The organism is Floridaenema flaviceps BLCC-F50, assembly GCF_041929275.2.
Lineage (GTDB): Bacteria > Cyanobacteriota > Cyanobacteriia > Cyanobacteriales > Aerosakkonemataceae > Floridanema > Floridanema flaviceps.
This window is the reverse complement of record NZ_JBHFNR020000001.1, coordinates 2,151,396-2,164,700: the sequence shown is the minus strand read 5'-3', so window position 1 is coordinate 2,164,700 and position 13,305 is coordinate 2,151,396. Positions and strand designations below refer to the sequence as shown.

Sequence of the window (13,305 nt, the reverse complement as noted above, 5' to 3'; positions counted from 1 at the left end):
TCCGATCACTTGGAATCGCAGTTACAGCTTGTAATCAGGAAATGTATAAATGCCGTTTACTTGAATCCAATAACCCTCCCTTCCATTAGATTTATAAATTCTACTTAACCCAATTCTTAGATAGGTTTCCTGCCGAGATTTGATGTATTTATTGAGGCTATCAAGATTATTATCTTCGTGATGCTTCATTGCATAATTATAAAAATTTAAGTCAGTTATAGACATATAGTTAAACCAACGATTTGACCAATCACAGAAACTAACCGTCATTTTGCCTGGTTTATAGCTACTTTCTGCAATATTTATAGTTTTAGGATGAACTTTCACCGTAATAATTGAATGATTCAGAGCGTGACCTATTGGGATATGCTTCTGATTTTTATCCAGTTTAATATTAAATCCCTCTTCTAAGCTATTTACTAAACCATACTCAAGCACTTTCTTAAATTCATCTGAAGAGCAAGAGCTATGAAAAGAGAGATTTTGATAGCTGCTGTCTTCTTGATGGGGGCCTTCTACTTGTTGACGCTTAGTAAAGTTGCCACTAAGTATTGTTCCAGGGAGAATATGAAGTTTCTCACATTCAGCACTACTTAAATAGGGAAGAGGTCTTATGCACTCACCAGTTTCTATATCAATCCCAGCTATGCAGACTTGATCAGGTTTTGAAAACCGAGTTAAATCAGTAACAATTATTTTTCCCATTTTTTGTTTCCTTGTTGTTGAAGGCGAACTTCTGGCACTTGTTGTTAATGCTGTTGCTCCTTGCGGGAAGACAGCAACCACAGTGTTTAATGTAACACTTCTTTCCCCTACCCAAAATACCGCATCAGCCTTAGTCTTTCGTGGTGCAACCTCAGATCCGATCGCACTCCCCCTTTGTAAACTTTTTTTAACTAGATCTATTTTTAGGGCAAATCGTAAAATAGGATACAGAATATAAACAGAAAAGTTTTTCTCGCCTGTCTCAATCAAGGAATTAGAGAAACTAGCTTCAAATCGCACCTGATTTTGGAGATGACTTAGGTATTGATTGGTTCTTTAATTCTTTAACCTTCTCACACTAGTTTGAAGGCAGGCTTTTCATGGGTAAAAAATCGGAGGTAACAATGAATCCAATAGCAGAAATATTAATCGAACAGGTATCTTATGCTCGAAAATTAGGGCAGCGAATTCTGGAAGTCAGCGGCTTAAATGATGATGGGGTAATTTATGCCTTTGCTACTCCAGATACACTGGTAATTAATTGCAGTGACTATCAAACAACTTGGCGGTTTGAGGAAGAACAGTTAAAATTACGTTTGGCGATCGCTAAACTAAAATACTCTATTCAAACTATTGCGATCGAAAGAGCCGGAAAAACTTTATATTTTTGGTAGATTCCCCCTTTAAAAAGTACCTATAAAAAAGTAGAGACGTTTCATGAAACGTCTCTACAGCTTCTACAGTTTAATTAGCCAATGTTAACTAAGAAGGTAGATATAAATAAAGTGAAAACTTTTGCGGGCTCTCCTGCCCACCCCACAAGAGTTATAGCTTTTTTGTGGGGTGGGCAGGAGAGCCCGCCCCATCCTAATATAACTATTATCACTTTATTTATTTACACCTACTTAAAACTCGTTGCTCCGCTAATTCTTGCTCAAATCTCTGTTTCTCGAAACTGTACCCTTCACCTAAGAAAGCAACGATTTTTTCTGTATCATCTTCCGCATTTTGTAAACAGGTAGAAGCGCCCGGTGAGGGAGTAATATTAAACAAAATATTCTCCCCAATAATTTTGGCTTCTCCCATTTCTAAACGATGAGTTTTCAGGTTAACAATTTGCGGTCTAATTCCGCCATAGCCTTGAGCGAGTGTTACTTCATCCACTTTGATTGTCGGCACAATTTTCTGAACTTCTTTGAGGAATAAACGCTTGCCAATAAAAGGTATATCGTAAATAAAATTCATCACGACATACTTTAAAATTGCTGGTTCAGTAAGGATATTAAAGAAGCTCAAAAATGCAGCAATGCTGAGTCCAGCAGTTCTTAAATAATCAAAAAATGTCCCATATTTCCCCTGTTCTAATAGTGGCGTTACCTTTGCTGTTGGGCCAAATCTTGTTTGACTGGCATCGTGAACTTCTGGATCTCCATGAATGGCGGCGAAAGGTATCTTTTTGAGTTGTACTGTATAGACTTTGCCGTTTAAAACTCCAGGCGCAATGTAAAAACTGCCAGCTACATTTAATAAGGCATAATCTTTGCCGTAACCAAGAGATTTGGCGAATAGTAAACTATAGGCTCCGGCAGCAAATACTACTACTTTAGCAGCGATCGCTTCTTTGTCCGTTTCTACCTGATAAAATTCGCCTTCTTTCTTGATACTCTTCACCTTGGTTCCTAACATCAAATCAATCGTTTTTTGTTCATTTACAACTGATTTTTGCAGGAAAGATTGGGCTAATTTTTGGAAATCTATCGTGTAACCTTCGTCAGTGTAGAGAGCTAAAATTTCCTCATCAGCGGCTCTACCTTTAACTACGTTAGGTTCTAGTAATGCAATTTCATCTCTGTCAATCAATCTTAATTTCGGAAACAGAGACTTAAATTCTTGGTATCTGGCGCGGAGTTCGGCGGTTTCTTCCTTGCCGATCGCCAAAACCATTTTATGATATTTACTGTGAATTTCTTGGCTAGAATCGTTTCGCAACAGATAATTTTTGACTAAAGTCGCAGCGCGATTAACCTTGCGAGCTTTTTCCAAAGTATAATTAGTTTCAATATCGCCAAAGTGTAAGGTTTGACTATTGCTGGTTTTATGAGAATTGACTAAAGCAACTCCGGGATTTTTCTCAATTAACGCAATGCGATCGATGTTAGTGTAATTGGATAAACTGTACAGTAAGGCGGTGCCAGAGATGCCACCTCCAATAATCGCTACATCATATACATTGTGTGAGAATTGCATAGTTTTTCCCAAACTCTAACAAACAGTGTAATGCAGACTGTTGAATAGCACAGTCTGTAGTAAACAATTTAGAGAAAATCTCCAAAAAAATTTTTGGATAAGTGTAATCTCTCAACCGCTGGATCTTTAGTTCACCCTCAGAGTAAAGCAGATAGGCTCAAACAAACTTCACCCCATTGGTTGATCCTACAGTATGAGATTATTTGCTAATCTAGTCTTTCCAAAGGCAGATTAATTCGATGAATAACGTTTTCCGGTTGGTTTTGCCAAAGATACCGCTTTTGCTACAGCTTCATCCAACTGTTCTGACAAAGTAATGCCTACTGCGGCTAAACGCTCTTTCGCTGCTTCTAAGTTACTCCCAACTAACCGCACGACAAAATGAGGATAGCCACCAGCATCATTTTGAGTATAACTAACAATAACATCAGCGATTTCTTCACAGGAAGCTAAACCATCCATGATGTTAATTAGTAATACCTTCATCCCATTTTGATTGCAGGTAATTTCTAAACTTTTTTGCAACAAACAGCTAAAAGGGCAGGATTGATTTTCAGCTAAACGATTTTCACCCAAATTAATACAACCAAAAGGTTTTCCGCCTGTTTGGTAGAGCAAATCTAATGTTGCCATTGCCAAACCGCTACCATTGCAAATTACGCCTATATTTCCATCTAATCCCCAAAAACCATTGCTTTTAGCTTTGTTAATGTTGTGTAAATTGATTTTTTCAGCTAATACTAACAAGTCAGGATGACGAGCTAAAGCTGCATCATTAACAGTAATTTTGCCATCTAAAGCCATTAATTCTCCTGAAGGACTAACGCCTAAAGGATTAATTTCTACTAGGTCTAAATCCTTTTCCAAAAATAGGTTAAACATCTTTTCAATGATGGCGCTAACTGATTGAATGAGATTCCCCTGTAATCCCATTTTCATGGCTAATTTTCGGGCATAAAAGCTAGAAAATTCATCTTCTACTATCACCTGTTGCAGATGTTTCATTACCAAATCTAAATCCATGCCTCCTTTAGGAGAACCGAGTAAAACGGGACGGCGCAAGGAGTAATCTAAAGCTACTGCTAAATACAATTCTTGTTGGACATTGTATCTAGCTTCGGCGAGTAAAACTTCGGGATATTCGCCCATAATTGGTAGGCGAAAGATTGTTTGGGCAGCGGCGATCGCATCGATCGTATTTTCCACAAACTTAATTCCCCCAGCCCTTCCCCTACCACCAGTCGGCACTTGAGATTTAAGGACTACTGGATAGGGAATTTCCAAACTTTTAATGTCTCTGGGATGATCGATTTTTTGGGAAGGTAAAACTGGGATGGAAATTTGACGAAATAACTCTTTGGCTTGATATTCTAATAAATCCATTTTTAATTAATTGGTAATTGGTAGTTGGTAGTTGGTAGTTGGTAGTTGGTAGTTGGTCATTGGTCATTGGTCAAGATGTTAAAATCCACAAATGACAAATGACAAATGACAAATGACTCATTACTTACTTTTCAAAGATTGTTGTTTTTTCCAATCTTGGGCCACTAAATCGATGCCATAAAACTTTTGCCAAAAGCGATCTACAAATTTTGTAGGTAATACTTTGGTCATCATAAACAACAAAAAATCACCAGCAGTTGCAGCAGTATACCTTGGTCGAGGATTATTATCTGTGAGCGATCTCACAATTACCTGGGCTACTCTTTCGGCAGTCCAAGCGCGACTACTAGTTCTTTCTTGGAGTTTTTCCAACTGGCGGAAAGCGGCGCGGTAGGGAGTATTTTCGGGATCTGCGACTGTTTCGAGCACCCCTTTACCAGCGACATCAAAAAATTCCGTAGTCACAGGCCCCGGCTCAATCACGCTAACCTTGATGTTAAATGGCTCCAACTCCATACGTAGAGCATCGCTGAGACCTTCGAGAGCGAATTTAGAGGAACTGTACAAACCGCCAAAGGGAAATGCCAATCTTCCTCCGAGAGAACTTATATTAACAATTCTGCCACCACCGCGATCGCGCATCACAGGAATTAACTCCCGAATTAAAGCCAATGGGCCCAATAAATTCACTTCAAACTGTCGCCTTGTCGCCGCCGCCGGAATTAACTCTACAGGGCCCATTTGACCGTAGCCAGCATTATTCACCAAAACATCCACTCCGCCGAAACGTAGCACAGCTGCTCGCGCCAAAGCTTCCACTTCCTCAACTTGGGAGATATCTGTAGGGACTATCATCACTTCGGCCCCAGCTTTGCTACAGTAATTGGCAACATGAGCCAACTTTTCCTGGTTACGAGCCGCTAACACCAATCGTATTCCCAAGAAATTTTGGGCTAAAACCTGAGCCAAAGCAGCCCCTATTCCCGCAGAAGCTCCGGTAATTAATACAACTTGTTGAGACAATGGAATGTGATTTTTAGACATGGCATTAAACTAAAAGATTGATTAAACCAAAAGGTTTGGCTAATTGCGTACTCTGAATTAAATAGTTCAGATCGTCAGCCAACAGAACTCGTTACTATTAGGAATTGCATAAATTTAGACGCAGTTCGCCCATCTCAAGATCAAGATATCAAATTCTTCACTCTAAATAGATTAAGGTGGTGTTATATGCAAACAGCCGTCCGACCCAGTGAACTCCAAGAACTAGCCAAATTTTTACAAGAACGCTTACAAGCAGAATTGGCGAACTTCCCCCGCCTTCAGGTAAGATGTATGTTGCAAAACGACATTTTACTGGTGCTAGCGCAACATTCCCAGTCCGTAGAGCCGGAAGCTCAACCTATATTTCGGGTGCTACAGCAAAGTATTCAGCAAGCCCAACCAGAATTTACAGAAAAAGTTCGGCTTTATTTGCGAGCCGTAGGGCAAAAAGAACCCCGTGCAGTGCAAGATTTTATTATTGAAAAATCAGCAGCTTGGTTAAACAATGCAGAATTAAATGATAATGATGATGATGATTTTGATGATTTATTTCGCTGGTTAGGTCAAGCATCCGAAGAAACTGAAGAATCTCCTGAAGAAAATGATAGTAATGATAGTAACGCGCTGTTTTATCCCGAAAAAATTGATGAACAGAAGCTGGATGAATTAACTCCGTTAAATAATTTAGTTGCTCAATCTGAAACTGAATCAGACTCAATGGCGGATTTATCTTTGGAAGAACCGCCAAGTCAAGCGATACCAGAAACAGAACCAGATTATGAGCCATTAATCACCCCGGAAGGGCGACGAACTACAAAAACAGAAAGAAAAGAAATTTCCTTGTCACCCAAGTTTGTGATTGCAGCTGCTACGGTGACAATAGTCGCTTTTTTAAGCAGTCTTTATGCGTTTAGTCGTCCTTGTGTAATTGGCTCATGCCCCCAAATTAAAACGGCAAAACAACTTGGTCAAGAAGCAAACCAAACTCTTAAAAAAGCCAAAACCATACAAGATTTAGAAAGAACTCAACAGAAATTAACCACAGCTAATCAATTATTAGAAAGTATTCCCCCTTGGTCTAGTTATTATGGGGAATCACAGAAATTATTGCCCAATTATCAAAACCAAGCTAATGCGATCGATCCGGTTTTAATGGCGATGAAAAAGGCAGATGAAGCAGCAGAAAACAGCCAAAATTCTCCTCATTCAGTGGCAGAATGGCAGGAGATAAACTCACTTTGGAAGCAGTCATCTGCTTTATTAAAACAAGTTCCCAAAACTAGCCCAGTCTATGCTTTTGCTCAGAAAAAACTGCTGAGTTATCGGGATAATTCAGGAGAAATAAATCAACGAATTAATTTAGAGGAAACTACGGAAAATAAGATTGTTGCTGCTAAGCAAGCGGCACAAACAGCAGAGTTGCGGCAAGTGTCAGCTAAATCATTAGAAAATTGGCAAGAAGTAGAATCGATTTGGGAAAAAGCGATCGCTACTCTATCATCAATTCCCAGAAGTGTCACAGCGCATGAAGAAGCCCAGGAATTATTGGATAATTACCAAACGAAATTAGCAACGGTGCGCGATCGCAGAAATCAAGAACAAATTTCTGCTAACATTTATAATCAATCCCTCACCCTAGCCAGTCTCGCCCAAAACCAAGAACAAACAAATCAATTGTCAGATGCAGTATCCAGTTGGCGACGAGCTTTAACTTACGCGCAACAAGTCCCCAAAGGCACTTTTTACTATACCCAAGCTCAACCACTAATTGATAGTTACAGCAGCAGTTTAAATCAAGCAGAAGACAGATTAAAAGTTGCCTTAGTTTTGCAAAAAGCTAACACTGACTTAAACCGAGTTTGCAACGTTTCACCGAAAATTTGCGATCACATAGTCACTCGTCAAGGCATTAAAGTTTACCTCACACCTGCTTATGTAAATAGCGTCAGAAGAACCGCCATGAGTGCTGGCATAAATGGCGATGCTAACACCTTAGCCGGAGTAGACGATCACTTAAAAACTCTACAATCAGCACTAGAAGCTATTAGCGAAAATTCCGTTTTACCCCTAGAAATTTACGATCACACTCGCGCTTTAATTGGCAAGTATACTCCTAAACCTAGTTGAGGTAGATGGGGAGATGGGGGGATGGGGAGATGGGGAGATGGGGAGATGGGGAGAAAATAAAATAAATTATTTAACTAACTACCTCTTTTTCCCTGTTCCCTCGCCCACTAAATCTTTAACTGTTCTGCTGAATTAAAAACTTGTCGGGAAATGCCTTGAGTTACTAAAAAAGTGGTAATTAAAGTGGCAAATAACTGAATGAACAAAATCAGCATTTGGTAAAGAGCCGCGTCTAAAGGGTATACTCCACTTAAAAGTTGTCCGGTGAAGGTTCCGGGTAAAGTTACCACGCCTACAACCAACATAGTATTTAAATTAGGAATCATTGCGGCTTTAATTGCTTCTTTGCGGTACAAAGCAACAGCTTGTTGGGGAGTCGCACCTAAACTGAGATGAGTTTCAATTTCTAAACGACTAGAGTTGAGGGAACTAGTCAAACGTTCTAGGGCAATAGCCGCACCATTCATGGCATTTCCTAGTAAAATTCCGGCTAAAGGGATGAAATACTGAGGTTCATACCAAGGCTCTTGTTGCAGCACTAAAAGGTTAATGTAAACCAGAGTTAAGGTAGTGCTAATTAACAGAGAAAGCCAGACAACGGGCAATATTTGCGGTATTCTTTGATTAACTCGGTTGCGGGCGACTGTGGCAGCAATTGTCAGCATGATAGCCACAACCAGCAAAACAGCCCAAGGATTCCTAAACTCGAAAGCTGCTGCCAGAAAGTAGCCTACCACTAATAGTTGTACGATCGTTTGTATCGTGCTTCTTGCGATCGACCATGACAACCCTAATTTTTGCGTAGCCGACAACCCAATGGCAACAACGATTAGCCCCAAGGATATAACTAATTTTATGGGATCAAGTTGAATTAAATCCACTCTTCAATGTCCTGTAATTTTCAAAAGGCAGATGGTAGGGGAACTCAAAGGAGCAGGGGTGGGGAAGAATATAGAATAATTATCTTATCTTTGTTCGATCGCAATTATCGACCACTAACTAGCAAGAATTATTCTTGACTTTGAGCAACTGACTAGCCTTATATTAATTTGAGTACTATATAAGCTTTCTTGGCTTGGAGCCTTCTTGTACTAGCAATTCCTAGTAGTGGTATTCTTGATTGCTAAAACTGTTGAAAATTCTGGTAATCGAGTGAACAACATCCCCCCTATTGACTTAGCCCAGCAATACAAAACCATTGAGGAAGAAATAAATGCAGCCGTATTGAGCGTGCTGGCTTCAGGTCGTTATATTGGTGGCAACACAGTAGAAAACTTTGAGCGACACTTTGCGGCTTACATTGGAGTTTCTGAAGCTGTCTCCTGTAATTCTGGTAGCGATGCCCTATACTTAGCATTGCGAGCGCTCTCGATAGGCGCTGGCGATGAAGTGATTACCACGCCTTTTACTTTTATAGCCACCGCAGAGGCAATTAGTACGGTGGGCGCAACACCAGTGTTTGTGGATATTGATGCCCAAACTTTTAATTTAGATATTAACCAAGTTTCGGCTGCCATCACTAGTAAAACTAAGGCAATTATACCAGTGCATTTGTTTGGGCAACCTGTGGATATGACTTGGTTGATGGCAGTGGCGCAAAAGCATAATCTAGCTGTTATCGAAGACTGTGCTCAAGCTACGGGGGCGACTTGGAGCGATACGCCTGACGGCACGCTGCGCGATCGCAAAATTGGTAGCATAGGTCATATCGGTTGCTTTAGCTTCTTTCCCACCAAAAACTTAGGAGCATTTGGCGACGGAGGCGCAATCACAACCAACGATCGCAAAATAGCCGCTACCGTGAGAATGTTAAAAGAGCATGGTTCTCCAAGTCGCTATTACCATGAAGAAATCGGAGTAAATAGCCGTTTAGATGCTCTACAAGCTGCCATTCTCCAAGTCAAATTAGGATATTTGGAAGCCTGGAATGCCCAACGTTCTCAAGTAGCAGCCCGTTACCAAAACTTACTCGCACCTCTCCCCGGAATTGTTTTACCTCAGAGTTTACCAGGTGGGAAAAGTGTCTGGAATCAATACACAATTCGCATCTTAGCCGCAAACAACCAAAGTAAAACCTCCGAGCCAAACTCCCGGCGAGATCAAGTACGCACTAAAATGCAGCAGCAAGGCATTACTTCAATGGTTTACTATCCCATTCCCCTGCACTTGCAGCCAGTTTACCAAAATCTAGGCTATCAACCAGGCAGTTTTCCTGTAGCCGAACAAGTTTCCCACCAAGTTTTATCTTTGCCCATGTTCCCGGAATTAACACAAGAGCAACAAGAGCAAGTAGTGTATGCCTTGAAAGATGCGCTGGCTTAATGCAGGAGAGCAGGGGAGCCAAGGGAGCACAGGAGAGGAGAATTCAAAACTTAAAACTTCCCAAACTCTCCCTAACTCAAAACTCTCTGACTCAAAACTTAAAACTTCCCAAACTCTCCCTAACTCAAAACTCTCTGACTCAAAACTTAAAACTTTTGTGCCTTTTGCTTTCTGCTTTCTGTCGCTAGCGCTTCGACGATGCTGCGAACAGCTGCTACCATTGCGACTTCGCTGTTTAATTGATTGATGGCAGAGCCAACACCAACGCCTCTGGCTCCAGCGGCAATGGCTAGGGGTGCGGTAACGCTGGAAATGCCGGAAGCACACAACACTGGTACTGAGACGGCACGGGAAATTTCGTAGGCTGCGGCTAGAGTGGGGGCAGCTTTTTCCATCATGCCTAATGTGCCTGGGTGGGTGGGGGCAGCGCTGGTACCGCCTTCAGTTTGGATGATGTCTGCGCCTGCTTTGACTAGTGCTTCGGCTAATTGCACTTGTTCGGACAAGCTTAAAATGTGGGGAACGGTAACTGAGAGGGTAATATTTGGTAGGAGCGATCGCGTTTCCTTAGTAATCTCCAATACCTCTGGAGCCTCAAAGCGCCGTCCTTGAGCGTAGAAACTATCGAAATTACCAATCTCGATCAAATCTGCTCCTGCTTCTACTGCTGTAACAAACAATTCTGGCTCTACAGCCGAAACACAAATTGGTAAGCTAGTAAGTTCGCGGCAATGTCTCACTAATTCTGCATCAGCGGCGATATCAACAAAGGTAGCTCCCCCCATGTCGGCAGCTTTTACTATTGCTGCTACTCGTTGGCGATCGAAGTTATTTAAACCACTGATAACCTTTAAAGCGTAACCTTGGTCAAACGCACGTTCTAATACTGCTGAGATCGTCATGGTGCAACTCTTCATTAAAAATTTATGGATTATTGTTGCACTACCTGCGATTATAAGCCAGATCCCCTTGGTAAATTTTCGGGAACAGGGGCTCCAGGGGAGCAGGGGGAGCTCTCGGAGCAGAAGATAAAAATTACCCTTGTCCCCTTGTCCCCTTGTCCCCTTGTCCCCTTGTCCCCCAGTCAAGAGTCCCCAGTCCCCCCTAAAATCATTATGATTTTGTTTTACAGGATGCAATTTTTACTTAGTTCGTGCTGTACCCTCTATATCTAACCCTTGTCGCCTTTATCAAAGGATGGGACTGGTGTTAAATAGTGCCAGTAATACATACAAGACGCTGTACAAATTCACTCATAAAAGTTACAATTGTTAATAATAGTTAAAGTAAAGCGCCATGAAGACCAGTCAGACATCAACAGATCTTGTGCGCACCTACCTACGTGAAATTGGTCGGGTTCCCTTGCTGACACACGAACAGGAGATCATGTACGGTAAGCAAGTGCAGCGCTTAACAGCTTTGCAGGCTGAGAAAGAATCTTTGGCTGCTCAGCTAGGTTATGAACCCACGATTACTGAGTGGGTGCAGCAATCTGGTCTGTCTGAGGCAGAAATAGAGCAGATTGTCAGAGAGGGCGAATACGCTAAGCGTAAGATGGTGGAAGCTAACTTGCGATTGGTGGTATCAGTCGCCAAAAAATACATAAAACGTAATGTAGATTTGTTGGATCTGATTCAGGAAGGCAGTATCGGGATGCAGCGAGGGGTAGAAAAATTCGACCCGACTAAAGGCTACCGATTTTCCACTTATGCTTACTGGTGGATTCGCCAAGCTATTACTCGTGCGATCGCCGAAAAAGGCCGCACGATTCGCTTACCAATTCATATTACTGAAAAACTCAATAAAATTAAAAAAGCTCAACGTCAACTTTCCCAACAGTTAGGCAGAGCAGCCACAGCAGCAGAACTGGCAAAAGAACTAGATTTAACTCCCAAACAAGTCCGGGAATATTTAGAAAGAGCGCGTCAACCATTATCACTGGATTTGCGCGTCGGAGATAACCAAGATACAGAATTGGGAGAACTTTTAGAAGATACTGGTCTTTCACCAGAAGATTTTGCTGTCCAGTCGGCTCTGCATACAGATTTGGAAAAGCTGATGGCAGAGTTAACCCCGCAGCAGCAGCAAGTGTTGGCAATGCGCTTTGGTTTGGAAGATGGGCAAGCGTTGACTTTGGCAAAAATTGGCGATCGCTTAAATATTAGCCGCGAAAGAGTCCGCCAAATTGAACGGGAAGCACTCACCAAACTCCGCAAACGTAAAGCCGACATCGACGAATTTATCGCCAGTTGAAAGGGGAAATTCACTGAAATAATACTGTCGATCAGTGGATTTCTTCATTTTCAATTTTCAATTTTCAATTTTAAAAGATGCCATTTTCATAAATAGACTGCTAGAGTAGTGAAAAAGAACTTAGGTAGTCATTTTAGTACCAGGAACCATAGACTGCTGCCAGAACGTCTCAACTAAAAACTTAAGAGGCTGCAAGTAAAAGGGAGTAAATAAAGTGAAACATCCATCCAATCGATTCCCCGAATTCTCTGGAGATGAGTCAGAATCAAATAATTGGCTATGGCAATACGTACAATCCCTGAGTCCAGAAACGATCGCCCAACTCTCTAAACCCACATCTGGGGATGTATTTCAGGTAATGGAACGGAATATCGTGGGACTTTTGGGAAATTTACCTTCCGAACAATTTGGGATTACCATTACCACTAATCGCGAACATTTAGGACGGCTATTAGCGTCAGCGATGATTAGCGGTTACTTTCTGCGGAATGCGGAACAAAGAATGGCTTTCGAGAAGTCTTTACAAGCAACAGAAGCCAACTCTTCAGAAGCCCAATAGTGCGATCGCACAGGATTAGCTAACTTAATTGCTTGCATGAATAGTAATTCAAATTACCCAGAAAAAATCCTTTTAATTACTAAACATTTTGCCGAAAAAACTTTCCCTATTCTCCCCACTTTCTCAAAATCAAGAAAGTAGGGATATCAACCATTAATGGAAACATTACCCTAATCCTCTTCTGAAGCTCCCCTGCTCCCCTGCTCCCCTGCTCCCCCGCTCCCCTGCTCCCCTGCCCATGTCAGAAATGATTTCCCCCCTACCCCACAAAATTATCGGTGTTGCTGTTATTTGGAATGAACAAGGTAAAATTTTGATCGATCGCCGTCGCCCAGAAGGATTAATGGGAGGATTGTGGGAGTTTCCGGGGGGAAAATTAGAACCGGGTGAAACTGTACAAGATTGTATTAAAAGAGAAATTCAAGAAGAGTTAGCTATTGGAGTGGAAATTGGCGATCATTTAATTACTATTAACCACACTTATAGTCAATTTCATGTAACATTAAATGTCTATCATTGCCGCCATGAAAGTGGAGAACCTCAGCCAATAGAATGTGATGAAATTCGCTGGGTGACAGTGGATGAATTACCAAGTTATGAGTTTCCTATAGCTAATTTACAAATTATTCAAGCTTTAAAAGAGATTTGATACTGTCTTTAAAAAA

General features: G+C 41.3%; 12 protein-coding genes. 6 read left to right on the top strand and 6 right to left on the bottom strand.

From position 1 onward, the window contains the following. Nucleotides 1-21 precede the first annotated feature (21 nt). The gene (locus ACE1CI_RS10355; RefSeq protein ID WP_496615386.1) at nucleotides 22-1,005 is read right to left on the bottom strand and encodes a dual OB domain-containing protein; all 984 of its coding nucleotides are present in this window, start codon (nucleotides 1,003-1,005) and stop codon (nucleotides 22-24) included. A 104-nt stretch (nucleotides 1,006-1,109) separates the two neighbouring features. On the opposite strand from ACE1CI_RS10355, the gene ACE1CI_RS10350 reads away from it, so the two are divergent. Continuing rightward, on the top strand, nucleotides 1,110-1,379 hold the full coding sequence (locus ACE1CI_RS10350; RefSeq protein WP_496615385.1) for a hypothetical protein: 270 nt from the start codon (nucleotides 1,110-1,112) through the stop codon (nucleotides 1,377-1,379). Nucleotides 1,380-1,596: 217 nt separating this feature from the next. Here the strand turns inward: ACE1CI_RS10350 and ACE1CI_RS10345 are convergent, their stop codons facing one another. From ACE1CI_RS10345 to ACE1CI_RS10335, 3 genes are all read right to left on the bottom strand, one after another. Next, a complete protein-coding gene (locus tag ACE1CI_RS10345; protein ID WP_413264043.1) occupies nucleotides 1,597-2,952 on the bottom strand; it encodes an FAD-dependent oxidoreductase in 1,356 nt (451 codons plus the stop codon). 231 nt (nucleotides 2,953-3,183) lie between these two features. Continuing rightward, nucleotides 3,184-4,335: an ATP-grasp domain-containing protein gene (locus ACE1CI_RS10340; protein ID WP_413264042.1), complete on the bottom strand. Its 1,152-nt coding sequence runs from the start codon at nucleotides 4,333-4,335 to the stop codon at nucleotides 3,184-3,186. Nucleotides 4,336-4,455: 120 nt separating this feature from the next. Beyond that, complete coding sequence (locus ACE1CI_RS10335) at nucleotides 4,456-5,379, bottom strand: SDR family oxidoreductase (protein ID WP_413264041.1); 924 nt, start codon at nucleotides 5,377-5,379, stop codon at nucleotides 4,456-4,458. A gap of 186 nt (nucleotides 5,380-5,565) precedes the next feature. Between ACE1CI_RS10335 and ACE1CI_RS10330 the strand changes: the two genes are divergently transcribed. Continuing rightward, nucleotides 5,566-7,506 (top strand): hypothetical protein, encoded by a 1,941-nt coding sequence (locus ACE1CI_RS10330; protein ID WP_413264040.1) that lies wholly within the window; start codon nucleotides 5,566-5,568, stop codon nucleotides 7,504-7,506. A gap of 107 nt (nucleotides 7,507-7,613) precedes the next feature. On the opposite strand, the gene ACE1CI_RS10325 is transcribed toward ACE1CI_RS10330, so the two are convergent. Further along, nucleotides 7,614-8,387, bottom strand: a complete 774-nt coding sequence (locus ACE1CI_RS10325) for an ABC transporter permease (protein WP_413264039.1) — start codon at nucleotides 8,385-8,387, stop codon at nucleotides 7,614-7,616. Nucleotides 8,388-8,658: 271 nt separating this feature from the next. On the opposite strand from ACE1CI_RS10325, the gene ACE1CI_RS10320 reads away from it, so the two are divergent. Beyond that, complete coding sequence (locus tag ACE1CI_RS10320; protein WP_413264038.1) at nucleotides 8,659-9,828, top strand: DegT/DnrJ/EryC1/StrS family aminotransferase; 1,170 nt, start codon at nucleotides 8,659-8,661, stop codon at nucleotides 9,826-9,828. Between the two features lie 146 nt (nucleotides 9,829-9,974). Here the strand turns inward: ACE1CI_RS10320 and ACE1CI_RS10315 are convergent, their stop codons facing one another. Then, nucleotides 9,975-10,730 carry a DUF561 domain-containing protein gene (locus ACE1CI_RS10315; protein ID WP_413264037.1) on the bottom strand — a complete coding sequence of 252 codons (756 nt, stop codon included), beginning with the start codon at nucleotides 10,728-10,730 and terminating at the stop codon, nucleotides 9,975-9,977. Between the two features lie 394 nt (nucleotides 10,731-11,124). Here ACE1CI_RS10315 and ACE1CI_RS10310 point away from each other — a divergent pair, with 394 nt between their 5' ends. The 3 genes from ACE1CI_RS10310 (at nucleotide 11,125) to mutT (ending at nucleotide 13,289) form a co-directional block, all read left to right on the top strand. Next, nucleotides 11,125-12,081 carry an RNA polymerase sigma factor, RpoD/SigA family gene (locus tag ACE1CI_RS10310; protein WP_413264036.1) on the top strand — a complete coding sequence of 319 codons (957 nt, stop codon included), beginning with the start codon at nucleotides 11,125-11,127 and terminating at the stop codon, nucleotides 12,079-12,081. A 214-nt stretch (nucleotides 12,082-12,295) separates the two neighbouring features. Continuing rightward, the gene (locus tag ACE1CI_RS10305; RefSeq protein ID WP_413264035.1) at nucleotides 12,296-12,640 is read left to right on the top strand and encodes a DUF760 domain-containing protein; all 345 of its coding nucleotides are present in this window, start codon (nucleotides 12,296-12,298) and stop codon (nucleotides 12,638-12,640) included. Nucleotides 12,641-12,887: 247 nt separating this feature from the next. Further along, complete coding sequence (mutT, locus tag ACE1CI_RS10300) at nucleotides 12,888-13,289, top strand: 8-oxo-dGTP diphosphatase MutT (protein ID WP_459564044.1); 402 nt, start codon at nucleotides 12,888-12,890, stop codon at nucleotides 13,287-13,289. Nucleotides 13,290-13,305 lie beyond the last annotated feature (16 nt).